21 protein-coding genes are annotated in these 20977 nt (G+C 72.2%); 10 read left to right on the top strand and 11 right to left on the bottom strand.

The features are described 5' to 3' along the window. Nucleotides 1–61 precede the first annotated feature (61 nt). Nucleotides 62–2149: a SpoIIE family protein phosphatase gene (locus tag ACWD1Z_RS22535; protein ID WP_451121171.1), complete on the top strand. Its 2088-nt coding sequence runs from the start codon at nucleotides 62–64 to the stop codon at nucleotides 2147–2149. Between the two features lie 26 nt (nucleotides 2150–2175). After that, on the top strand, nucleotides 2176–3039 hold the full coding sequence (locus ACWD1Z_RS22530; protein ID WP_451121169.1) for an Fpg/Nei family DNA glycosylase: 864 nt from the start codon (nucleotides 2176–2178) through the stop codon (nucleotides 3037–3039). 13 nt (nucleotides 3040–3052) lie between these two features. Here ACWD1Z_RS22530 and ACWD1Z_RS22525 read toward each other — a convergent pair whose 3' ends face one another. From ACWD1Z_RS22525 to ACWD1Z_RS22510, 4 genes are all read right to left on the bottom strand, one after another. Beyond that, entirely contained in the window at nucleotides 3053–4234 is a 1182-nt protein-coding gene (locus ACWD1Z_RS22525; RefSeq protein ID WP_451121167.1) for a PP2C family protein-serine/threonine phosphatase, read from the bottom strand. A gap of 94 nt (nucleotides 4235–4328) precedes the next feature. Next, complete coding sequence (locus ACWD1Z_RS22520) at nucleotides 4329–4982, bottom strand: zf-HC2 domain-containing protein (RefSeq protein ID WP_451121165.1); 654 nt, start codon at nucleotides 4980–4982, stop codon at nucleotides 4329–4331. Nucleotides 4983–5164: 182 nt separating this feature from the next. Beyond that, nucleotides 5165–5680: a hypothetical protein gene (locus tag ACWD1Z_RS22515; RefSeq protein ID WP_451121163.1), complete on the bottom strand. Its 516-nt coding sequence runs from the start codon at nucleotides 5678–5680 to the stop codon at nucleotides 5165–5167. Nucleotides 5681–5815: 135 nt separating this feature from the next. Next, a complete protein-coding gene (locus ACWD1Z_RS22510; RefSeq protein WP_351980407.1) occupies nucleotides 5816–6361 on the bottom strand; it encodes a sigma-70 family RNA polymerase sigma factor in 546 nt (181 codons plus the stop codon). Nucleotides 6362–6572: 211 nt separating this feature from the next. On the opposite strand from ACWD1Z_RS22510, the gene ACWD1Z_RS22505 reads away from it, so the two are divergent. Then, nucleotides 6573–7721 (top strand): CapA family protein, encoded by a 1149-nt coding sequence (locus ACWD1Z_RS22505; RefSeq protein ID WP_451121161.1) that lies wholly within the window; start codon nucleotides 6573–6575, stop codon nucleotides 7719–7721. Nucleotides 7722–7763: 42 nt separating this feature from the next. Here the strand turns inward: ACWD1Z_RS22505 and ACWD1Z_RS22500 are convergent, their stop codons facing one another. Further along, nucleotides 7764–8237, bottom strand: a complete 474-nt coding sequence (locus ACWD1Z_RS22500; RefSeq protein ID WP_451121159.1) for a MarR family winged helix-turn-helix transcriptional regulator — start codon at nucleotides 8235–8237, stop codon at nucleotides 7764–7766. A gap of 72 nt (nucleotides 8238–8309) precedes the next feature. Here ACWD1Z_RS22500 and ACWD1Z_RS22495 point away from each other — a divergent pair, with 72 nt between their 5' ends. Further along, complete coding sequence (locus ACWD1Z_RS22495) at nucleotides 8310–9125, top strand: alpha/beta fold hydrolase (RefSeq protein ID WP_451121157.1); 816 nt, start codon at nucleotides 8310–8312, stop codon at nucleotides 9123–9125. Between the two features lie 28 nt (nucleotides 9126–9153). Here the strand turns inward: ACWD1Z_RS22495 and ACWD1Z_RS22490 are convergent, their stop codons facing one another. Beyond that, nucleotides 9154–9615: a universal stress protein gene (locus tag ACWD1Z_RS22490; protein ID WP_451121155.1), complete on the bottom strand. Its 462-nt coding sequence runs from the start codon at nucleotides 9613–9615 to the stop codon at nucleotides 9154–9156. Nucleotides 9616–10149: 534 nt separating this feature from the next. On the opposite strand from ACWD1Z_RS22490, the gene ACWD1Z_RS22485 reads away from it, so the two are divergent. Beyond that, nucleotides 10150–10998 (top strand): polysaccharide deacetylase family protein, encoded by an 849-nt coding sequence (locus ACWD1Z_RS22485; RefSeq protein WP_451121153.1) that lies wholly within the window; start codon nucleotides 10150–10152, stop codon nucleotides 10996–10998. A 30-nt stretch (nucleotides 10999–11028) separates the two neighbouring features. Here the strand turns inward: ACWD1Z_RS22485 and ACWD1Z_RS22480 are convergent, their stop codons facing one another. Beyond that, nucleotides 11029–11694: a class F sortase gene (locus tag ACWD1Z_RS22480; protein WP_451121151.1), complete on the bottom strand. Its 666-nt coding sequence runs from the start codon at nucleotides 11692–11694 to the stop codon at nucleotides 11029–11031. 342 nt (nucleotides 11695–12036) lie between these two features. Between ACWD1Z_RS22480 and ACWD1Z_RS22475 the strand changes: the two genes are divergently transcribed. Beyond that, nucleotides 12037–12522, top strand: a complete 486-nt coding sequence (locus ACWD1Z_RS22475) for a hypothetical protein (RefSeq protein ID WP_451121149.1) — start codon at nucleotides 12037–12039, stop codon at nucleotides 12520–12522. A 98-nt stretch (nucleotides 12523–12620) separates the two neighbouring features. On the opposite strand, the gene ACWD1Z_RS22470 is transcribed toward ACWD1Z_RS22475, so the two are convergent. The 3 genes from ACWD1Z_RS22470 to ACWD1Z_RS22460 form a co-directional block, all read right to left on the bottom strand. Then, nucleotides 12621–13160 carry a hypothetical protein gene (locus ACWD1Z_RS22470; protein WP_451121147.1) on the bottom strand — a complete coding sequence of 180 codons (540 nt, stop codon included), beginning with the start codon at nucleotides 13158–13160 and terminating at the stop codon, nucleotides 12621–12623. Between the two features lie 213 nt (nucleotides 13161–13373). Beyond that, complete coding sequence (locus ACWD1Z_RS22465) at nucleotides 13374–14138, bottom strand: bestrophin-like domain (protein ID WP_451121145.1); 765 nt, start codon at nucleotides 14136–14138, stop codon at nucleotides 13374–13376. A 15-nt stretch (nucleotides 14139–14153) separates the two neighbouring features. Then, complete coding sequence (locus ACWD1Z_RS22460) at nucleotides 14154–14762, bottom strand: hypothetical protein (RefSeq protein WP_451121143.1); 609 nt, start codon at nucleotides 14760–14762, stop codon at nucleotides 14154–14156. A 270-nt stretch (nucleotides 14763–15032) separates the two neighbouring features. On the opposite strand from ACWD1Z_RS22460, the gene ACWD1Z_RS22455 reads away from it, so the two are divergent. The 3 genes from ACWD1Z_RS22455 (at nucleotide 15033) to ACWD1Z_RS22445 (ending at nucleotide 19170) form a co-directional block, all read left to right on the top strand. Further along, nucleotides 15033–15989: an SCO0930 family lipoprotein gene (locus ACWD1Z_RS22455; RefSeq protein ID WP_451121141.1), complete on the top strand. Its 957-nt coding sequence runs from the start codon at nucleotides 15033–15035 to the stop codon at nucleotides 15987–15989. Nucleotides 15990–16225: 236 nt separating this feature from the next. Next, nucleotides 16226–17038: an SAM-dependent methyltransferase gene (locus tag ACWD1Z_RS22450; protein ID WP_451121139.1), complete on the top strand. Its 813-nt coding sequence runs from the start codon at nucleotides 16226–16228 to the stop codon at nucleotides 17036–17038. Next, complete coding sequence (locus tag ACWD1Z_RS22445; RefSeq protein ID WP_451121137.1) at nucleotides 17035–19170, top strand: putative bifunctional diguanylate cyclase/phosphodiesterase; 2136 nt, start codon at nucleotides 17035–17037, stop codon at nucleotides 19168–19170. The genes ACWD1Z_RS22450 and ACWD1Z_RS22445 overlap by 4 nt, the downstream gene beginning before the upstream one ends. A 129-nt stretch (nucleotides 19171–19299) precedes the next feature. Here the strand turns inward: ACWD1Z_RS22445 and ACWD1Z_RS22440 are convergent, their stop codons facing one another. Then, entirely contained in the window at nucleotides 19300–20184 is an 885-nt protein-coding gene (locus ACWD1Z_RS22440) for a LysR family transcriptional regulator (RefSeq protein WP_451121135.1), read from the bottom strand. Between the two features lie 121 nt (nucleotides 20185–20305). Here ACWD1Z_RS22440 and ACWD1Z_RS22435 point away from each other — a divergent pair, with 121 nt between their 5' ends. Continuing rightward, on the top strand, nucleotides 20306–20977 hold the full coding sequence (locus ACWD1Z_RS22435; RefSeq protein ID WP_250077381.1) for a succinate dehydrogenase: 672 nt from the start codon (nucleotides 20306–20308) through the stop codon (nucleotides 20975–20977).

Raw genomic sequence — 20977 nt, 5'->3', positions numbered from 1 at the left:
CTCGCTCCCCGGTCCGCCCTTCCCGGTCGAAGAATCGGACAATTCCTGTCAAAGTGGGCGCATGGTTGATCGGGGAGCGAGCGCCCTGTCACTCCCGGACGACTGGCCCGCCCACCCGGATCCGATCCTGGCGCTCAACCGCATGGGCAGCTTCGACTGGGACCTGGACAGCGGTCTGTTCCACATGGACGCCCAGGCCTACGAGGTCTTCGACCTGCGCCCCGACGAGTACGACGGCCGCCCCGAGAGCCTCGGTGTCCGGGTCCCGCCGGCCGAGGGGCACCGCCTCGACACCATGGTCGCCCAGGCCATAAAGGACGGCAGCGAGAACTACGGCGCCTACTTCCGCCTGCGCCGCCGCGACGGCAGCCTGCGCTGGACCCACACCCAGGGCTACATCCGGCGCGACGAGACCGGCCGCCCGCGCCGCATCATCGGCATCGTCCGGGACGCCACCCAGGAGCTGGCCGAGAGTGCCGCGCGCCGGGACCGGGCCGAGGCGGACGAGGCGCGCCGGCAGCAGACCAACGTCGTCGAGCTGACCACCGCCGCGCTGGCGCACGCCCGCACGGTCCAGGACGTCATCGACGTACTGAAGGACACCCACGGCCTCACCCATCTGGGCGCCACCAGCCTGGTCATGGGCCTGGTCGAGGCCGGCCGGATCCGGCTGATCGCCGAGGGCCCGGCGGGCAGCTTCGTCCCCGGCACCAGCGTCACCCGCATCGACGAGCCGTACCCGATGAGCGAGGTGGTACGGACCCTCACCCCGCGGTTCATCGAGTCACCGCAGGAGTTCGCGGACGGCTATCCCCGGCTGTGGCAGCACATCACCGGCCTGGACATCACCTCGGCCGCCTATCTGCCGCTGATCGCCCAGGCCCGGCCCATCGGCGCCATGGGCCTGCTCTACAGCGACCGGCGCGGCTTCTCGCCCGAGGACCGCAACGTCCTGGTCGCCCTCGGCAGCAGCATCGCGCAGAGCCTGCAGCGGGCCATGTTCTACGAGCAGGAGAAGGACCTGGCCACCGGCCTCCAGCAGGCCATGCTGCCGCGCACCATCCCGAGCGTCCCCGGCGCCGACGTCGCCGTCCGCTACCGGGCCGGCACCGCGGCGGGCACCCTCGGCCGGGACATCGGCGGCGACTGGTACGACCTGATCCCGCTGCCGGGCGGCCGGGTCGGCGCGGTCATCGGCGACGTCCAGGGCCATGACACCCATGCCGCCGCCGTCATGGGCCAGCTCCGCATCGTGCTGCGGGCCTACGCGGCCGAGGGGCACACCCCCGCGACCGTGATGGCCCGCGCCTCGGTCTTCCTGCACGAACTGGACACCGACCGGTTCGCGACCTGCCTGTACGCCGAGGCCGACCTGTCCACCGGAGTGGTGCAGGCGGTGCGCGCCGGCCATATCGACCCGCTCGTCCGGCAGCCCGACGGCACCTGCCGGCGAGTGGCCGTGGAGGGCGGCCTGCCGCTCGGTCTGTCGGCCGAGTTCGGGAGCCTGGAGTACCCGGTGCGCACCCTCGAACTGGACCCCGGGCACACCCTGCTGCTGTGCACCGACGGTCTGGTGGAACAGCCCGGCTTCGACCTCGACGAAGGCATGCAGACGCTCACCGCCCTGGTCGCCGACGGCCCGGACGACGTGCGCAAACTCGCCGACCGGCTGATCGAGGTGGCCGAGGAGCGCGGCGGTGACGACGATGTCGCCCTGCTTCTGCTGCGGCGCCGTGGCCTGGACGCCCCGCAGACCGGCGGGCGGCTGCAGCAGCATGTGGCGCCGGGCGACCCCGAGGCGCTCACCCAGGCCCGCCACATGATCCGCGCCGCCGTGCGGGCCTGGGGCTCCGGCGAGCGGGACGACGAGATCGAACTGGTCGCCGACGAGCTGATCACCAACGCCCTCATGCACACCGAGGGCGCCGCGATCGTCACGCTGCGGGTGCTCACCGGCGCCGACCGCCGGCTGCGGGTGGAGGTCGAGGACTCCTCCAGCGCCCTGCCCCGGCGCCGGGAGGCGGGCGACGACGGGGTGTCCGGCCGCGGCCTGCTCCTGGTGGAGCTGCTCACCGACGTCTGGGGAGTGGAGGCCCGCGGCGGCGGCAAGTGCGTGTGGTGCGAGTTCGTGGTGCCCGGGCGGAACTGAGCCGCCCCCGGTGGCACTCTGGACGTATGCCGGAACTCCCCGAGGTGGAAGCGCTCAAGGACTTCCTCACCGAGCACCTGGTCGGCCACGAGATCGTCCGGGTGCTGCCCGTGGCGATCAGCGTGCTGAAGACGTACGACCCGCCCCTGGCCGCCGTCGAGGGGCACGAGGTCTCCGCGGTGCGCCGGTACGGCAAGTTCCTGGACCTCGAGACGGCGGACGGCCCCCACCTGATCACCCATCTCGCCCGCGCCGGCTGGCTCCACTGGAAGGACCGCCTCCCCGACGGCCCGCCCCGGCCCGGCAAGGGCCCGCTGGCGCTCCGGGTCGCCCTGGAGACCGGCGAGGGCTTCGACCTGACCGAGGCGGGCACCCAGAAACGCCTGGCGGTCTACGTCGTCCAGGACCCGCAGGACGTCCCGGGCATCGCCCGCCTCGGCCCGGACCCGCTGGCAGACGACTTCGACGAGCCCCGCCTGGCGGCCCTCCTGAAGGACGAGCGGCGTCAGCTCAAGGGCGCCCTGCGGGACCAGAGCCTGATCGCCGGCGTCGGCAACGCCTACAGCGACGAGATCCTGCACGCGGCGAGGATGTCCCCCTTCAAACTGGCCGCGAAGCTGACCCCGGAGGAGACGGGTACCCTCTACCGGGCCCTGCGCACCACGCTGACCGAGGCGGTGGAGCGCTCCCGGGGCCTGGCGGCGGGCCGGCTGAAGGCGGAGAAGAAGAGCGGGCTGCGCGTCCACGGCCGCACCGGCGAGCCCTGCCCGGTCTGCGGTGACACCGTGCGCGAGGTGTCCTTCAGCGACTCCTCGCTGCAGTACTGCCCGACCTGCCAGACCGGCGGGCACGTCCTCGCCGACCGGCGGCTGTCCCGGCTCCTCAAGTAGCCCGCACAGGACGTCACTTGGTCCGGGGCCACCACTCGAACATCAGGATGGTCGCGTCGTCCCGGAGCCGGTTGCTGGGGGTGTCGGTGATCGAGTGGATGAGACGGCGCAGTGTCTCCGGCGCCAGCTCGCCCGCCGCGGTGGCCCGGATGACGTAGTCGGCGAACCGCTCCAGGCCGAACTCGCCGCCGTCCTCGGTCCGTGCCTCGGTGACCCCGTCGGTGTACATGAGCACCCGGTCGCCGGGTTCCAGGGCGATCTCATGGGTCTGCCGCGGCCGCGTCGCGAACCGGCCCGGCAGGCCCATCGGCGGCTCGGGGTCGCGCTCCATGGCGTCCACGAGGAGCCGCCGGTCGCGGATCAGCAGGGGCATGGGATGCCCGCAGTTGCTCCAGCGCAGCATCCCGCTCGCCAGGTCGAGCTGGGCGAGGATGCCGGTGCAGAACTGGTCCGGCAGCCACTCCGCCAGCGCGTCGTCCACGCACGACACCAGGTCCGGCAGATCCGCGCCGGTGCGCCGCGCGTTGCGGAAGGCGGCGAGCGACACGGCGGTGGTGAGCCCGGAGGCGAGGTTGTGCCCCATGGCGTCCAGCACCGCGATGTGCAGGGTCGTCTCGGTCAGCGAGTGGTCGAAGGCGTCGCCGCCGATCTCGTAGGCCGGTTCCAGCACCCCGGTGGACACGACGTGCGTGGTGCCGATCGTGCGCGGCGGCAGGAAGGCGCGGAGCATCTCCGCGGGCAACTGCATCGGCTCGGAGCGCGTGCGCCGTACGAAGGAGTCCTTGTACAACCGCTTGGACGTGATCATCATGGCCAGCAGGGCGGCCAGGGCCCGGCCGCGGCGCAGGGTCCGCGAGGTGAGGGACGGGGCGTGCACCGCGAGGACGCCGAGCCGCTCGGCGCCGTCCAGCAGGGGGAACCAGGCCGTCAGGCCGCCGTTCTCGGACTCCTCCACGCGCAGGGACTGCGTGCGGTACGCCCAGCCCGCGAGCGTGGTGTCGATCTCCAGCGCCTCGGCCACGTCGGTGAGCGGGACGAGCTGACGCTGCTGGAGGTCGACGAGGTAGACCACGGACTGCTGCAGGCCCAGGGCCTTGGAGCAGCGGGCCACGGCGGTGGCCAGTTCGAGCGCGGCGTTGGCCGGGTCGGCGAGGAACTCCTCCAGCGGACCGTCGTCGGCGTCGGGCGTCCCCACCTGCGCTCCCCTCGTCGGGACCCGGGCTCTCGGGTGTGTCCCCAGCAGTGTCACACCGGGGTGCCGGGCCCGCCCGCCGACGGGGGCAGCGGGGTCACTCGGAGGGCAGGGTCACCAGGTGCTCCCCGTCCGAGGTGCGGACCTCGTAGTGGGCGATCTCGTGGGTCTGGAAGGCGGCGGCGCCCATCATCGTGTTCGCGCGGGCGTCGTGGCGGGCCACGCTCCAGCTGGTGATCATCTGCTCCGAGCCGTCGCGGCCGACGGCGATCAGCCGGCATGCGCGCGGGCCCGCCCCGTCCTTCACCTTCAGCTCGACCTGGGTGCCCCAGGGCTCGCTCTCGGCCGTCACCTGCGCCCACACCCCGGAGCGTTCGTCGGTGGCCGAGACCCGTCGTGCCGTCGAGCCCTCGTCCGCCGCCGTCATCGCGACCCCCGGCGCGGCCAGCGCCACCGCCGCCGACGCGGCCAGGCCGAACAGCAGGCGCCTGCGGCCGGTCCGGTGGCGTCCCGCCACCTCGCCCAGCAGGCGGTCCAGCAGCCGGGGGCCCGGGCCGGCCATCGGGTGCACGGAGCGCGGAGTCGCCCTGCGGTACAGCATCAACTGCCGTGTGGCGGGGCCGAATTCCGTCACGTGTGCCGCGCAGCTGGGGCACTCCATGAGGTGATCCTCGAAGCGGAAGGCGTCCGCCTCGTCCAGCACGCCGAGCGCGTACGCGGCGACGTCGCGATGCCTCTCCAGGGACCTCATGCGGAATCCTCGTGCCGTTGGGTGCGGGGTGGGTTACTCCTTGCTCCCACCCGTACGCACCGGACAGCCGAATCACTCAAGCACCGCACAGAATCCCGACCAAGGGTTTCGGAGCGGCCGGGGCGGCGGATTGGTCCCGTCCCGGAAAATTTTTCCGCGGGGCTTCGGCCGCGCGACCGCGCCTAGAACAGGTGGATCGCCAAGTGCCCGAGCGGCAGCCCCAGCTGCCAGGCCGGCGTCCACACCTTGGGGCCCTCGTCCTCGCCTCCGGGGGCGCCACCGCCCGGCACCGCGTTCAGGTCAGGTGCGAGCAGTTCGGTCTCCTCCAGCCAGCGCCACGCCGCCTCGGCGAGGTCCAGATCGGGGGCGGGGACGCCGGACTCGATCGCCTCGGCGGCCCTCCTCGCCATGCGCTCGCGCACCCAGTCCTGCCACGGCTGGTCGTACGCCGTCAGCGACAGCCAGGTGTCGAGCTGGGAGACGACCCGGATGCCCGAGAGCTCACCCCCGGCGTCGGACAGGAAGATCGTCAGCGCCAGCGCGTCCCGGCCGGCGCGGAACTCGAAGGACGTCGGCGGCATCAGATCGCCGGTCCGCAGCAGTTCGTCGGCGATGTACTCGGCGTACAACCACGCCATGGGAACGGTCAGTTCACCGCCGTCGGTGCCGTCGGTGCTCTCTTGGCCTCTGTGCTGCATCCCTTCCTGCCTTCCTCCGGTGCGTACGCGTCGCCCGAACCGGGCTTCCAGTCCGGAACACGGATGAAGACAGCCGATTACTCAACCATGGTCCACGGCAAGGCGCTTTACGGAGGTTTGACCCGGCCTTGGGTTTCACCGCAGGTCGGCCGCGTATCCGGGAAGCACCCGGCGCAGGGCGCGCAGCGCGTAGTACGCGCGGGACTTCACGGTACCGGGCGGGATGCCGAGGGTCTGCGCGGCTTCCGCCACACTGGCCCCCTGGAAGTACACCAGCACCAGGACTTCACGGTGCTCCGGAGTGAGTGTCTTCACAGCCTCCCGCACATCGAGGGCGGCGGCCGCTCGTTCCGCGTGGTCGGCGCAGACCCGGGCGTTCTCCAGGATCGCGTCGCCGACCTCGGGGGGCCGCGCCTGCCGGGCCCGCCGCGCGTCGATGGCGAGCCGCCGGCCGACGGTCAGCAGCCAGGGCCGTACGGAGTCGAAGTCGTCGGCGCGCAGGGCCTCGGGATGCTGCCAGGCGCGGACCAGGGTCTCCTGCACCAGATCCTCGGCGCGCTGCCGGTCTCCGTCGCAGAGCCTGAGCAGCAGCGCGAAGAGGGGCCGGCCGTGCTCGCGCTGGAGTGCGGCGAGCTCGTGCTCGGCGGTCGTCCCGTTCATCAGAGTGGTTCCGGCCGTCATGGCCGTATGGCATCGCAGGGCGCCCGTGGAGGACAGGCCGCGCACACGGGTCTGCGACGGACGGTCGATCGCGTCGACGAACGGTTCGACGAACGGTCTCGGCCATCGCCGGCGCAGGGCCGGACGGGCTAAGAGGCGTGTCGGAACCGGGTACCGAAGTGCGCTGATTCTTACCTATTGATGTGTAAATACGACTACATCGGGGTGAGAGATGATCGCACGCAGTAGACAGGTGGCCCTGGCCCTCACCGCGGTCCTGGCCGCGGGCGCGGCCTGCCAGGCCGACCGCCACGAGGCCCCCGGGCGTCCCGCCCCCTCCGTCACCGGCTCCGGTGGCTTCACGCTCGTCGCCTCCGGTGACGTCCTGCCGCACAGTTCGATCATCGACCGCGCCCGCTTCGACGCGGGCGGCCGGGGCTACGACTTCCGCCCCATGTTCGCCGGGGTGAAGCCCCTGGTCACCCGCGCCGACCTGGCCCTGTGCCATATGGAGACGGTCTACGGTGAGAACGGGAACTACACCGGCTACCCCGCCTTCAAGTCCCCGCCGGAAGTCGCCGCGGGCCTCGCCGCCACCGGCTACGACGGCTGCTCGACCGCCTCCAACCACAGCCTCGACGACGGCGCCGACGGCATCCGCCGCACCCTGGACGCCCTCGACCGGGCCGGCGTACGGCATGCCGGATCCGCCCGCGCGGAGGCCGAGGCGCGCACGGTCAACGTGCTGCGTGCCGGGCGGGCGCAGGTGGCGCACCTCGCCTACACCTACGGCACCAACGGCTATCCGCTCCCGCCCGGACAGCCCTGGGCGGTCAATCTGATCGACGAGGGCCGGATCCTCGCCGACGCCCGGGCCGCCCGCCGGGCGGGCGCCGACGTGGTCGTCGTATCGCTGCACTGGGGCACCGAATGGCAGGACGAGCCCGACCGGCAGCAGCTGACCCTGGCCCGCTCGCTCACCGCGGCCCGCACCGGCGACGGCCCCGCCGTCGACCTCATCCTCGGCACCCACGCGCACGTCCCGCAGGCCTACGAGAAGGTGAACGGGACCTGGGTGATCTACGGCATGGGCGACCAGATCGCCGGCCAGATGTTCAACCACGCGGGCAGCCCCGACCCGCGCGGCAACCAGTCCACGCTCGGCCGCTTCACCTTCGCCCCGCCGAAGCGCCCCGGCGGGCGCTGGGAGGTGGCCAAGGCCGAATTCGTGCCCCAGCTGTTCGACGTCGACGCCGGCCGGGTGGTCAACCTCAACCAGGCGCTCGGACAGGGCGCCGACGTCACGGGGGTGCGCGACCGGATCCGGGACGTGGTGTTCAGCCGGGGCGCGGCCGAGGACGGGCTGGTGATGGGGGAGTAGGTCCCATGCCCTCGGGGTCGCCCCCTGCGCTGGGGGCGGCGCTCAGTCCATGTCGACGTGGTCGAAGGTCTTGAGCATCTCCTTCAGCACCCGCTTGCACGCCCGCAGTTCGGCGTCGGTCAGATCGCCGCCGACCTGCCGGTTCAGGGCGTGCTCGCGGGCGAGGATCGCGTCGATCACCGCCTCGCCCGCGGCCGTGATCCGGATCAGCGAGGAACGCTGGTGCGCCGGGTTGGGCGTGACCTCCGCCCAGCTCTCGGCCACCGCGTCGTTGACCATCCGCTGCACGAACTGCCGGGACAGCGCCATCAGCCGGCCCATCTGGGGCACCGTCATGGCCCCGTTCCGGCGCAGCAGCCCGAGGACGGAGCGCACACCGACGGAGACCCCCTCGACCTGTTCCCCCTGCTCGACCTTCCGCAACCCGCGGCGGTAGACCGCGCCGATCAGGTCGAACACCTCGGAGACGTGGTGGCCGAGTGCGTCGGGGGGAAGCGGGGCGTCGTTGTCGTTCACCCGGACATCATGCACCGCCCCATCATGACAACCAGGTTGTCAAACTATCCAGAGGATGACACCTTGGTTGTCATGACTGCTGCCTCGGAGCTTCGCTTCTTCCCGTCCGCCGACGGTGACCTCGCCTACCTGGACACCGGCTCGGGGGACCCGGTGGTCCTCCTGCACTGCGGGTTCGTCGACCACCGCTTCTGGGCGGACCAGATACCGGCGCTCGCCGCCGAGTACCGCGTGATCGCGCCGGACGTACGCGGCCACGGCTTCTCGGCCAACGCGAACGCGCCGTTCCGCTGGGCCGACGACCTCGCCGCACTGCTGCGCCACCTCGGCGCGGGGCCCGCGGCCCTGGTCGGCGTGTCGATGGGCGGGGTGATCGCCACGGACACGGTGCTGGAGCACCCCGAACTGGTCCGCGCCGTGGTCACGTGCGGTGCCGCGACCGGCGATCACCAGTACACGGACCCGTGGACCCGCGAGATCCAGGCCGAGTTCGCGCGCACCCTGGGCGCCGGCGACATCGAGGGCTGGCTCACGGCCTTCCTGCGGGTCGTGCCCGGCGAACACCGCAGCGCCGCGGACATCGACCCGGAGATCCTGCGCCGGCTCAGGGAGATGGCCCTGCACACGATCACGAAGCACACGCCGGGCGAGAAGGACTGGCACGTGCCGGTGACCGACTCCTGGTCCCGGCTGGCCACGATCGACGTACCCGTGCTCGCGCTCAACGGCACCCTCGAACCGGCCGACCTGATCGACGCCGCCGAACGCCTCGTCCGCGAGGTCCCGAACGGGCGGGCGGAGACGGTCGAAGGCGTCGGCCACTACCTCTCCATGGAGCAGCCGGACGCCTTCAACCGCCTGGTGCTGGAGTTCCTGCGCTCCCTCTGACGCCCCGCGATCCCCCCGGCCGGGCCGGTCAGGGCACCACCGTCACCGGCCACCGCCCCGCCTTCACCAGCCGGATCGCGACCGACCCGACGATCCGGTGCCCCGCCTGCTCCGAGGCGCCCACCACCACGGCGTCCGCCTTGAGGTCGTCGGCCGCCTTCACCAGGCCGTTGTAGGGGTCGCCGCGGAAGGTGTGGAACTCCCAGCGCACATCGAATATCCCCCTCGTGCGCTCCGTCGCGTCCCGGATCTGCGCCACCAGATCCTCGGCGATCTCGTCGGTCACCTCGGCGACCGGCGCCCCGAGGGCCGCCCCCGCCGCCATCACCGGCTGGACGTACACCACGGCGAGCAGAGCGTGCTGACGCCGGGCGAGACCACCGGCGTACGCCGCCGCCCGCAGGGAGGAGTCGGAGCCGTCCACCCCGACCACAATGACCTTGGGCCCGTCCGTGCCCCGCTCGAACCGGTGCGCGTGCTGTTCCGTCACGCGCCGAGGCTATCGGAGCCCGCGGGCCGGGCCCCCGAGGGGCGGCTCGACCGGCGAGAACGCCGCCGCCGTCTCTGCGGGGGCCGCCCGGCATCAGTCCCCTCGGCAAAGTCCCCGCCGCCCGCGTCCCGTTCAGCGCCGCCCCGCACCACCGCGTACGCCACCGCGTACGCCCCTGCGCAAACTCCGCGGAAACGGGCACCCGAACGACGGCCCGCGCCCCGCGAGCACCGCGGTGCCGCGCGCCGACGGCGTTCGGCCTCGCCGGAGGGGACCAGGCCGGGCGCGTCGAGCCGGACGCGGACCTGTCCGCACAGGTCCGCGTCCGGCATCGGCACGGCAGCAGCAGCGCACCGGCACGGCAGCGGCCGTGCATCGAGGCGGCCTGATGATCCGGGAGGAGGGCTTCCCGTCCCCCCGGTTCCCCCGGACGCGCCGCCGCTGACGGCCCGTCATGGGCCGGGCGGGTGGAATCGTGCCGCCGCTGAGGTGTCGTCGTGGTGCGCCGGTGCCCGGCCGGGCGACTGATGAGTCATGCAGAAGGATCCGTTGCTCACCCGGCTGCTCACCCGCCGCCGGGCCCTGCTCGCCGGCGTCACCGCCGTCGGGGCGGCCGGCACCGCCGGGCTGTTCGCCCTGGGCGGGGACACCGAACCGGTCAGGCCCGCCGCCCCGGCCGCGGGCCCCCAGGCGCGCAGCGCCCTCAAGCCCTCCTCCTACCGACTCCAGCCCCTGACCGGCTACGGCCCGCCCCGGGCGGCGCCCCGCCGCACCCTGGTCCGCCGCACCCCGCTGCTGCGGGTCTCCGGCCGCGGCCGGACCATGGTGCTGACCTTCGACGACGGCCCCGACCCGCGCTACACCCCCGCCATCCTGGACACCCTCGCGGAGTACCAGGTGCGGGCGATGTTCTTCGTGTGCGGAGAAATGGCCGCCGCCCGCCCCGATCTGCTGGCCCGGATGGCCGAGGAGGGCCATGTCGTGGGCAACCACACCTGGTCCCACCCGCTGCTGACCCGGCTGACCCGCGGCCAGATTCGCTCCCAGATGGAACGTACCTGCGACATCGTCGAGGAGGCCTGGGGCGAACGCCCCCAGTGGTTCCGCGCCCCCTACGGCGCCTGGAACCGCGCCGCCTTCCAGCTCGGCGCCGAACTGGGCATGGAGCCGCTGGCCTGGACGGTCGACACCCTCGACTGGACCACCCCCGGCACCCGGACCATCGTCGGCCGGGTGGAGAACGGCGCCGCCCCCGGCGTCGTGGTGCTCTCGCACGACGCCGGGGGCGACCGCTCCCAGAGCGTCCACGCCCTGCGGGACTATCTGCCCGAACTGCTGGACGCCGGCTATCACGTCACCGTCCCCCGGCGGCAGTACGCCTGACGGGCTCCCGCCCGCCCGGCCGGGGAACGCTCAGCGGACCTCGACCAGGCGGGCGAAGGCCACCACATTGCCGTCGTAGCCGTTCTGCTTGGAGAAACCGCCGCCGCAGGTGATGACCCGCAATTCCGCGGCGCCCTTGGAGCCGTAGACCCGGTCGCCGGGGAAGTTGTTCTTCTCGAAGACCTCGATGCCGTAGATCTCGAACACGGCCGTCTTTCCGTCCTTGCGCGCCACCTCGACGCGATTTCCCTTCTTCAGGGCGCCGAGCCCGTAGAAGACGGCGGGCCCCTGGCTGTTGTCGACATGGCCCACGACGACCGCGGTGCCCTTCTCGCCGGGCGAGACGGCGCCGGTGAACCAGCCCGCCAGGTTCGGGTCCTCCGGCGGCGGGGCGTCCACCCAGCCCTCGGCGTCCAGACCCACGGCCAGCATCGGCGCGTCGACCTGGATCGCGGGGATCCGGACCCGGTCGGGCACGGCGTACGGCAGCGGCGCGGGGGTGCCCGCGAAGGTGGTGGCGCCCTGCACCCGGCTGTCGGCGGCGGCGGCCGACGCGGGCTGCGGAGGGCCGACGTCGAATTCCCCCGAACCATTCCGAATGAGCGCGAGGCCGGTCAGCAGAACAAGCGCTATCACGCCCCAAGGAGCACGCTTCTTCCGCTGCTCCTCCTCTTCGGCCAGCTCGGACCCAGACATTCGCTACCCCTCTCGACGCGGCCGTCGCCCCGTCATTCGCGCATACGAGAACGCTAAGTCCGAAGCGGGAAACCGGCGACGGGTGCGGCTGCGAACGGGTGGCCCCGACTCCTTTCGGCATCCGGTGGTGCGCCATCCGAGTTGCCGTCGAAAGGAATTTTCTGACGGGCCGTGACCTGCGACAATATCCGATTGTGCGGTTTTCTCTCGGCGTGTCCTCTCACCAGGACGGACCATTCTCGAAATGCGGCCTCCTGATCGGCGTCTGAGGGTCTATCTGGGAGGCGCTTTCTCGCCGATCGACCGGGGACGGTTCCCGGGGCGTCTTCCGCGGAGGATCAGATGCGCAACTCTCGTGCCCTGGCGGTGTCAGCGGCGGCGGTCGCCGCCCTCGGGCTCGCCGCCCCCGCGGCCGTCGCCTGGGACCAGCCGAGCAACATCGTCGCCCTGCCCAGTGTCATCGCCCGCGGGGGCCAGATGACCATCACCGTCGACGGCTGCCGGGACGGCGGCACCGCGACCTCCAACGCCTTCCCCTCGACCCGGCTGTCGCCCATCCACGGCGCCAACGAGACCTCGAAGGGCACCGCGACGATCAACAGCAACGCGAGCCCGGGCACGTACGACATCACCGTCACCTGCTCCGGCAGGACACTGACCCGTCCGGCCGCGTTCACCGTCATCGGCGGCGTGCGCGGCGGTATCGGCGGCAGCTCCTCGTCCGGGGCCACGCCGACCGACATCGCCATCGGCGGCGGTCTGGTCGCCGCCGCCGTGGTCGGTGGCGGACTGTTCTGGATGCGCCGCAGGTCCGAGAAGCGGATCTGATCCGCAGCCGCTCGGGGATCGCACGTCACTGAAGGCCTTCGCCCCGGCCCCCCTCGCGGGGGGAACCGGGGCGAAGGCCTGTGCGCGCGGTGCCGGCGTCAGCCGCCGTCCTCCGAGGTGCGCTTGCGGGAAAGGTGGTACGCCGCCCCGATGGAGCCCGCGATGAGCGCGGCACCGAGCCCGATCTCCTGGAGGTCGAACCCGGCGAGGCTGCCGCCCCCGCCCGCGTGGACGCCCTTGTGCGGGTGCGGGTGCGCCTGGGGCGAGGGACGGTGGGTGGGCGTGCGGCCGCCGGTGATGGTCAGATCCGTCGAGCCGCTGATGTTGTCGCAGGAGAACGTGACCTTGTACATCGCGCCCGGTCTGGCGTCCCAGTCCACGACCGCTGTCGCCTGGGACTGGTGCGGGCGGATGGTGACCGTGTCGAAGACCGCCGAGGTGACCGTCGCCGGTCCTCTGCAGCCGCCGTCCCGTTCGAGCCTGAGCGCGACCTGCCCGCCCGCGGCGATCGTGGCGGGCAGGACGCTGAAGCCGAACGGCGTGATGTTCTCCTCGCCCTTGGCCAGGGCGGCCGGCGCGGTGACGGTCAGGGCGGTGACGCCCAGCAGCGCGGCCGAAGCGACGCGTATCGCGCGCATGGTGGTTCCTCCGGGTCCCCGAGGAGCAGCTGCGGACCTTTTCCGCTTGCGCCAGAAATGCACCTCGATGATCGAAACGCTAGGAAGGTGCGCACACCCGCGCGAACGCAGTCGTACGAATGGGGCAAGCGTGTGGGCCGTTCGGGGGACCGCCGTTCCTGCGGCCGGGGGACGGCGGCGGCGTGGCGCCTTCGTCCCCCGGGTGGGCTCCCCTCAGCCCTTGGCGTCGGGGAACAGGTTCAGGAACGGCTCCGCGGATGCCGTGACGCCACGGCTGTAGGGCGCGTCGAAGTCCCAGATGAGGAAGAGCAGGAAGGCGATCAGCGCGGAGAACAGCACGGCGAGGATCAGCTCGCGCGGTGTCCGCCGGATCTGCAGGGCGAGGATCATCCCGATGGTGACGACGGCCCCGGCGATCAGCCCGAACCACACCACCCCCGGCATGGTCTCCCCGGTCGAGTTGGCGCGGGCGTTGCGTGCCTGGTCCGCGGCGGCGACCTGGTCCACGATCGGCTGGTAGGCCTGGGCCTCGAAGTCGGTGCGCGGCTCGTAGTCGGTGACGTCCTCGCGGACCCGCTGGAGGAGCTGGGTGCCGTGCTCGGTGACCTCGCCGCGGTCGGCCATCGCCTGCCACTCGGAGGTGACGACGTGTCCGACATAGGCGTTGACATCCTCCCGAATACGGTCACGCACCTCCGGTGGGTACACCCGGACCCGCTCGGAGATCTCGTGCAGGGCGACCGCCTCCGCCTGGACGTGGTCCTGCGCCGCGCTGCGCCCCTCCCACACCCCGGCGATGGCCAGGCCCAGGACGATGGCGTACACCACGCCGATCCACATCGTCATGTACTCGATGACGTCCGGCGTCTCGGAGGGGTCCTCGTCCTCCGCCGCCGTGCGATGGCGGACGAAGGTGATGACGACCACCACGACGCAGGCGGCCAGCATCGCGAGGGTGAGAACAAGCCATTCCGGCAAGGAGTGCCTCCAGGATCAGCGCGGGCGCAGCGCGGCGACGGCGACGATCGCGGGCGCGGCGATGAGCAGGACGAAGGTGAGCGGGGCGGTGGCGCTGCGGGTGGGCGGCCGCTCGGCGGTGGGGCGGTGGCGCGGGTAGTGCACCGGGGCCGCGGAGGGACCCGGGGCGGGCGTGGCCGACGGCGTCGGAGTCGGCTTCGGCTCGGGCTGCGGGGTGGGGCTGGTGGGCGGGGGTGGGGGTGGTTCCGGGAGGGCGGCCGCGGGTGCCGGGGCCGGGGGTGGTGAGGGCTTCGGCGCCGGTGGTGGGGTGGGTGCGGGGGTCGGCTCGGGCGGCTTCGGCGGGGGGTCCGGGGTGGGGGTCGGCGTGGGTGTGGGCGTGGGGGTCGGGCAGGGCGTCGGCGGAGGAGGGGGAGGCTGTGGCGGTGGGGCGCACGCCGGGGCAGTGAGCCGGGTCGCACTCCCGGCGACCGCCACCGCCTCGGTGCCGCCCGGTCCGGTCGAGGCGTACGCGCAGGCGTCGGCCGCCGCGGGACCGGCCGGCGCCCCCACGAGCAGCCAGCTCAGCGCCAGCAGGGCCAATATCCGGGCGGCGAGGGCGGATTGGGTCGTTTCGGGTGCATGCACGACAAAGGATCTTGCGGCCCGGCCGCCGCGCAGAAACCTTTCTTCGCAGGGGAATGCCCCGAAGGGAGGACGGGAGCGGCGGGCCGTTTGATCGACGGCCCGCTCGCCCGTCCGCCGACCCGATCACCCGTGCGAGGGCGGCCGGTGTCACAGGTTCCGGAAAGAAAATCGCGCCCCGGTTGAACACGGCGGGGGTCCCCGTGCGTACCCAGTGTCGTGCGGCGGCGCAGCAGGGCGCTGCAACACCCGTACATATATGGGGAGTTGACGATGAAGACCTCGTGGCGGAGCGCTTCGCTCGTGGTGAGCGCCGTGGCAACGCTGGCGCTGACGACGGCGTGCGGTCAGGAGACCACCCCGCCGGCGAGCAGCCAGAACGTCGGTGCGACAGCGGCGGCCGGAGACTACGGAACCGCGGGGACGGGCCTGGGTGACGCCGCCGGGTCCGGCACCGCCGGGGCCGGTGCGCAAGGTGCCGCGACCCAGACGACCCCCGCCGGTGAGCTGTCCGTCTCCACCGACGAGGAGCTGGGCCAGGTGCTGACCGACAGCGCCGGGCTCACCCTCTACCGCTTCGACAAGGACACCGCGGAACCGCCCAAGACGAACTGCGAGGGCGACTGCGCCACGACCTGGCCTCCGGTTCCCGCGGACGACGCCGACGCCGGCGCCGGTGTCGACAAGTCCCAGCTCGGCGAGGTCACCCGGCCCGACGGCACCAAGCAGCTGACGATCGGCGGCTGGCCGGCGTACCGCTATGCCAAGGACGTCAACGCGGGCGACACCAAGGGGCAGGGCGTGGGCGGCACGTGGTACGCGCTGGCCCCCGACGGCAAGAAGGCCGAACTGGCCGATCTGCCCGGCCTGTCCACCCGGGAGGACCCCGACCTCGGCGAGATCGTCGTCGACAAGAACGGCATGACGGTCTACCGCTTCATGAAGGACGAGGCCTGGCCCGAGCCGGTCTCCGCCTGCACCGGCGCCTGCCTGGAGAAGTGGCCGGTGGTGGCGCCGGTGGCGAACAACGACACCAAGGGCGTGGAGAAGAAGGGCCTGATGAGCTTCACCCGGCCCGACGGCGCCAAGCAGCAGACGGTCGACTGCTGGCCGATCTACACCTTCGCCGGTGACAAGGCTCCCGGTGACACCAACGGCCAGGGTGTCGGCGGCACCTGGTACGCCGTGGCCCCCGACGGAAAACCGGTCGGCGCGCCGGAAAAGAAGTAGCAGGCGGGACTTCGCAGGCGAGAGAGCCGGACGAACGGTCAGCGCGCGCCCACGGGTCCACCCCCTCCGCACCGCACGGAGGGGGTGGACCCGTGGGTCGTGGTGCGGGCGAATTCGGCACGTGCCGCAGGCAGTGACCGGGAACGGATGGTCAATTTCCGTTTCCGCTCGCTCCTTTGGCGGGCGATCAGTAGCCTCAGCTCGAACACTGGATCGCCTGAGCCTTGGAGAGATAGATGGAGCGTCCCGCCTGGGCACCACGGAGCATCGACATCTCGGTGCCGAGCGTCTCGCGGATCTACGACTACTACCTGGGCGGTTCGCACAACTTCGAGGTCGACCGGGAAGCCGCGCGCAAGGCCATGGGGTTCATGCCGGGCCTTCCCAAGATCATGCAGGCGAACCGGGCGTTCATGCGCCGCGCCGTGCGGTACGCGGCCGGCGAGGGGATCACCCAGTTCCTCGACATCGGCTCGGGCATCCCGACCTTCGGCAACGTCCACGAGGTGGCCCAGGCGGCCAGCCCCGGCGCGCACGTGGTCTACGTCGACCACGACCCGGTGGCCGTCGCGCACAGCCAGGCGGTCCTGGACGGCGACGAGCACACCGACGTCGTCGCGGCCGATCTGCGCAAGCCGCGGGAGATTCTGGCCAGCCCTCAGGTCGAGCGGCTGATCGACCTGAACCGTCCGGTGGCCCTGCTGCTCGTTGCCATACTGCACTTCGTGGAAGACGCGGACGACCCGTACTCAGCGGTGGCCGAGCTGCGCGACGCGCTCGCGCCCGGCAGCCTGCTGATCCTCACGCATGCCTCGTACGAGGGAATCCCGCTTCCCGCGGAGCGGGCCGAGGGCACGGTGGGCGTATACAAGGACATTCGCAACCCGCTGATCATGCGCTCGCGCGAGGAGATCGCGCGGTTCTTCGAGGGGTACGACATGGTGGAACCCGGACTGGTGTCGATGCCGCGGTGGCGGCCGGACACCGCACCGGAGGAGGAGGACCCCTGGGCCTTCTCCGGTTTCGCGGGCGTGGGGCGTACGGCGTGAGCGCGGAGCCGGACGGGCCGGAGGACAGACTGCGCCGGTTCGCGACCATCTGGAGCCGGGCGGTGTTCCCGGTGACCTCGACGTCGTCGACCCGCCCGGAGTTCGAGAAGCAACTGCTGCCGCTCGCCCGCCGGTTGAGCGTGGCGCTCCGGGCCAGGACCTTCGACGCCGAGGAGGGCCGGGCGGTGGGCGCCGCCCTGGTGGGCGCGCACTGCACCGACCCCGAGGCGCTCAGCCACAGTCTCGACTGCGTCGAGGCCTATCTGGTGCTGTACTGCGGCGGCGACGGCCCCCGGGAGGACCTGCGGGCCCGCTCCGCGCGGCTCCAGCACGCCATGGCCGCCGGGTACGCCCAGGCGCTGCGCGAGCGGACGCTGGCCGAGCAGGAGGCGATCTCCGTGGCCGCCCTGAAGGCGCAGGGCGTGGTGGCGCAGGCCCTGCACGCCAGTGAGGCCCGCTTCCGCGCGGTGTTCGAGGGCGCCGCCATAGGGATCGGCATCGCCGACCTCGGCGGCAACATACTGCAGGTCAACGGCGCCCTGGTGCGTATGTTCGGCGGCGCCGAGCAGATGGTGCGGGCCCGCAACGTCATGGACTGGACGCATCCCGAGGACGCGCCGCAGGTCTGGAAGCTCTACGAGGAGCTGGTGCGCGGCGAGCGCGAGCACTACCACGTGGAGAAGGCGTTCTACCGCCCCGACGGAACGGTCCTGTGGACCAATCTGACCGTCTCCCTGCTGCGGGACGCCGACGGCAACCCCGAGTACCAGCTCGCCCTCATGGAGGACACCACCGAGCGCCGGCTGCTCAACCTCCGGCTGCGCTACGAGGCCACGCACGACGCGCTCACCGGGCTGCCCAACCGCACGCTGTTCTTCGAGCGCCTGGAGAAGGCCCTCGGTGCGGGGGAGGGCCAGCGGTTCGGGCTGTGCTACCTCGACCTGGACGGCTTCAAGACCATCAACGACAGCCTCGGCCACGCGGCCGGCGACCGGCTGCTGGTGGAGGTCGCCGACCGGCTCCAGGCCTGCGCGACCGCGCCCGGCGAGATGGTCGCCCGCCTCGGCGGCGACGAGTTCGTGGCGCTGACCACGGGACCGGACACCGCCCGGGAGGTCGACGAGCTGGCCGCCCGGATCATGAACGCGCTGGTCGCCCCGATCAGCGTCGACGGCCGGGAGCTGACCGTGCGCGGCAGCATCGGCATCGTGGAGGGACCGGCGGGCGAGCGCAGCCCGGCGGAGGTGCTGCGCAGCGCCGACATCACGATGTACCGGGCCAAGTCGGCGGGCGGCAACCGCTACGAGCTGGCCGACCCCGAGGCCGACGCCCGCGCCATCACCCGGCACGGGCTCACGACATCGCTGCCGACCGCCCTGGACCGGGGCGAGTTCTTCATCGAGTACCAGCCGCTGGTGCACCTGGGCGACGGCAGCGTCCGCGGCGCCGAGGCCCTGGTCCGCTGGCTGCACCCGCAGCACGGCGTCCTCGGCCCCGACCGGTTCATCCCGCTCGCCGAGCACACGGGACTGATCGTTCCGCTCGGCCGCTGGGTGCTGGAGCAGTCGGTGCGCCAGGCCCGGGAGTGGCGCGACCGGCACTCGGACGCGGGCCCGCTGCGCATCAACGTCAACCTCTCCCCGTGCCAGCTCACCCACCCCGGCCTGGTGCAGGACACGGTGGACATCCTGGAGCGCACGGGCGTCGACCCCGACGCGCTGTGCCTGGAGGTCACCGAGTCGGCGCTGATCGGCGCCGACGACGACCTGCTCAAGCCGCTGCGCCGGCTGGCCGAGATGGGCGTCGACATCGCCCTGGACGACTTCGGCACCGGCTACTCCAACCTCGCCAACCTGCGCCGGCTGCCGGTGAGCGTCCTGAAGCTGGACCGCTCCTTCACCCAGAGCATGCAGCAGTTCCCGGCGGACCCCGTCGACCTCAAGATCGTCGAAGGGATCGTTTCCCTCGCCCACAGCCTGGACCTCACGGTGACGGTGGAGGGCGTCGAGACCGGCGCCCAGGCCGAACAGCTGCGCATACTCGGCTGCGACACGGCCCAGGGCTGGTACTACGCCCGCCCGGGCCCCCCGGAGCGCCTGCACGAGCTGGCGCTGGTGGACGCGACGGGCTGAGCTTCCTGAACGCCCCTTGGGGAAAACCCCCAAGGGGCGCGGGGAACTGCGCGAGCAACCACAGACGACCGGCACCCCGCACCAACGAGCCACCAGGCAGACGCGCTCCGGGACCTCACCCCACCCACATCACCGCTCCAGCAACATCCGCTGCAACTCCCGCGCGGCCCGCGGCGGAGCCACATCGCTGCGGTGGGCCAGCGCGATCGTGCGGTGCAGGCCGGGACGGGCCAGCGGGGTGACCCGTAGGCCCCGCCCCGCCCGCGCCGCCACCATCCGCGGGACCACCGCCACGCCCAGCCCCGCCCGCGCGAAGCCCAGGACCGCGTCCATCTCGCCGCCCTCCACCGCGAAGTCCGGTTCGAAGCCCTCCGCGCGACAGGCCGCGACGGTGAGTTCGCGCAGGTCGTAGCCGTGGCGGAACATCACCAGGCGTTCGCCCTCCAGGTCGGCGACGCTGATCGCGCGCTTGCCCCGGCCGGGCCTCGGGGCGTCCGGCGAGGAGACCACGACCAGGTCCTCGCGCAGCAGCTCCACCGTCGCCAGGGCCGGTGACGGGGTCGGCAGGGGGAGGACCACCAACGCCAGGTCCAGCGCGCCGCGGGCGAGCTCGCGCACCAGGTCGTGGGAGCCGCCCTCCTCGATCAGCAGGCGGATGCCGGGGTAGCGGTCGTGGAAGGCGCGCAGGACGTCGGGGAGCAGACCGGTGCACAGGCTCGGGGTCGCGCCGAGCCGGACCCGACCGCTGCGCAACTGCACCAGCTCCTGGACCTCGAGCCGCGCTGTATCCGCGTCGGCCAGGATGCGCCGGGCCAGCGGCAGCAGGGCCTCGCCCGCGTCGGTGAGCGTGATGTTGCCCCGGGCCCGCAGGAACAGGTCCGCGCCGAGCTCCCGCTCCAGGGCCTTGATCTGCTGGGACAGGGACGGCTGCGCCACGTGGACCAGGTCGGCGGCCCGGGTGAAGTGCCGGGTCTCGGCGACCGCCACGAAGTACTGGAGCTGCTGGAACTGCATGGAACTCACGATAGCCGTTGGCTATGGAAACGAGCCGGAGGATGTCTTGGACCGATCGGCCACCCGCCCCGTACCTTCTGGTGACATGGCTCTGGCAACGCGGACGGACCGACGACCGTCCATGGCACGCACGGTGTGGGACAGCTCCGTCGGCAAGAAGACCGTCATGGCGGTCAGCGGGCTGATCATGCTGTCGTATCTGGTCGTCCACATGATGGGAAACCTGAAGATCTTCTTCGGGGCCGGGGAGTTCAACGAGTACGCGCACTGGCTGCGCACGGTCGGCGAGCCCTTCATGCACTACGAGTGGACGCTCTGGCTCGTCCGCGTCGTGCTGGTGGTCGCCGTGATCGCGCACGGCGTCTCCGCGTACCAGCTCAGCCGCCGCGACATCAAGGCGCGGCCCAGCAAGTACGTGCACAAGAAGCCGCGGGCGAGCTACGCCACCCGCACCATGCGCTGGGGCGGGATCATCCTCGCCCTGTTCATCGTCTGGCACATCCTCGACCTGACGACCGGCACCGTGCACTCCGGCGGATTCGAGGAGGGGCGCCCGTACCAGAACGTGGTGGACACCTTCTCCACCTGGTACGGCAACGTCATCTACATCGTGGCGGTGCTCGCCGTCGGCATGCACATCCGGCACGGCTTCTGGAGCGCCGCCCAGACCCTGGGCGCCGGCAGCCGCACCCGCGACCGCGCCCTGAAGGCCGTAGCAAACGTTCTCGCGCTTGTGCTCACGTGCGGCTTCCTCGCCGTGCCCGTGGGCGTCATGACCGGAGTGGTGAGCTGA

Source organism: Streptomyces sp. NPDC002784 (assembly GCF_053592135.1).
The sequence above is the reverse complement of the archived record's forward strand: the minus strand, read 5'-3'. Positions and strand labels throughout refer to the sequence as shown.

Bases quoted from the DNA above. Each gene is read 5' to 3' on its own strand.
- ACWD1Z_RS22515 (WP_451121163.1), bottom strand. From the start codon at position 5,680: ATGCAGCACAGAGGCCAAGAGAGCACCGACGGCACCGACGGCGGTGAA.
- ACWD1Z_RS22450 (WP_451121139.1), top strand. From the start codon at position 16,226: ATGGAGCGTCCCGCCTGGGCACCACGGAGCATCGACATCTCGGTGCCG.
- ACWD1Z_RS22440 (WP_451121135.1), bottom strand. From the start codon at position 20,184: ATGCAGTTCCAGCAGCTCCAGTACTTCGTGGCGGTCGCCGAGACCCGG.
- ACWD1Z_RS22520 (WP_451121165.1), bottom strand. From the start codon at position 4,982: ATGAGGTCCCTGGAGAGGCATCGCGACGTCGCCGCGTACGCGCTCGGC.
- ACWD1Z_RS22455 (WP_451121141.1), top strand. From the start codon at position 15,033: ATGAAGACCTCGTGGCGGAGCGCTTCGCTCGTGGTGAGCGCCGTGGCA.
- ACWD1Z_RS22435 (WP_250077381.1), top strand. From the start codon at position 20,306: ATGGCACGCACGGTGTGGGACAGCTCCGTCGGCAAGAAGACCGTCATG.
- ACWD1Z_RS22485 (WP_451121153.1), top strand. From the start codon at position 10,150: ATGCAGAAGGATCCGTTGCTCACCCGGCTGCTCACCCGCCGCCGGGCC.
- ACWD1Z_RS22535 (WP_451121171.1), top strand. From the start codon at position 62: ATGGTTGATCGGGGAGCGAGCGCCCTGTCACTCCCGGACGACTGGCCC.
- ACWD1Z_RS22470 (WP_451121147.1), bottom strand. From the start codon at position 13,160: ATGCGCGCGATACGCGTCGCTTCGGCCGCGCTGCTGGGCGTCACCGCC.
- ACWD1Z_RS22495 (WP_451121157.1), top strand. From the start codon at position 8,310: ATGACTGCTGCCTCGGAGCTTCGCTTCTTCCCGTCCGCCGACGGTGAC.
- ACWD1Z_RS22505 (WP_451121161.1), top strand. From the start codon at position 6,573: ATGATCGCACGCAGTAGACAGGTGGCCCTGGCCCTCACCGCGGTCCTG.
- ACWD1Z_RS22510 (WP_351980407.1), bottom strand. From the start codon at position 6,361: ATGACGGCCGGAACCACTCTGATGAACGGGACGACCGCCGAGCACGAG.
- ACWD1Z_RS22530 (WP_451121169.1), top strand. From the start codon at position 2,176: ATGCCGGAACTCCCCGAGGTGGAAGCGCTCAAGGACTTCCTCACCGAG.
- ACWD1Z_RS22480 (WP_451121151.1), bottom strand. From the start codon at position 11,694: ATGTCTGGGTCCGAGCTGGCCGAAGAGGAGGAGCAGCGGAAGAAGCGT.
- ACWD1Z_RS22475 (WP_451121149.1), top strand. From the start codon at position 12,037: ATGCGCAACTCTCGTGCCCTGGCGGTGTCAGCGGCGGCGGTCGCCGCC.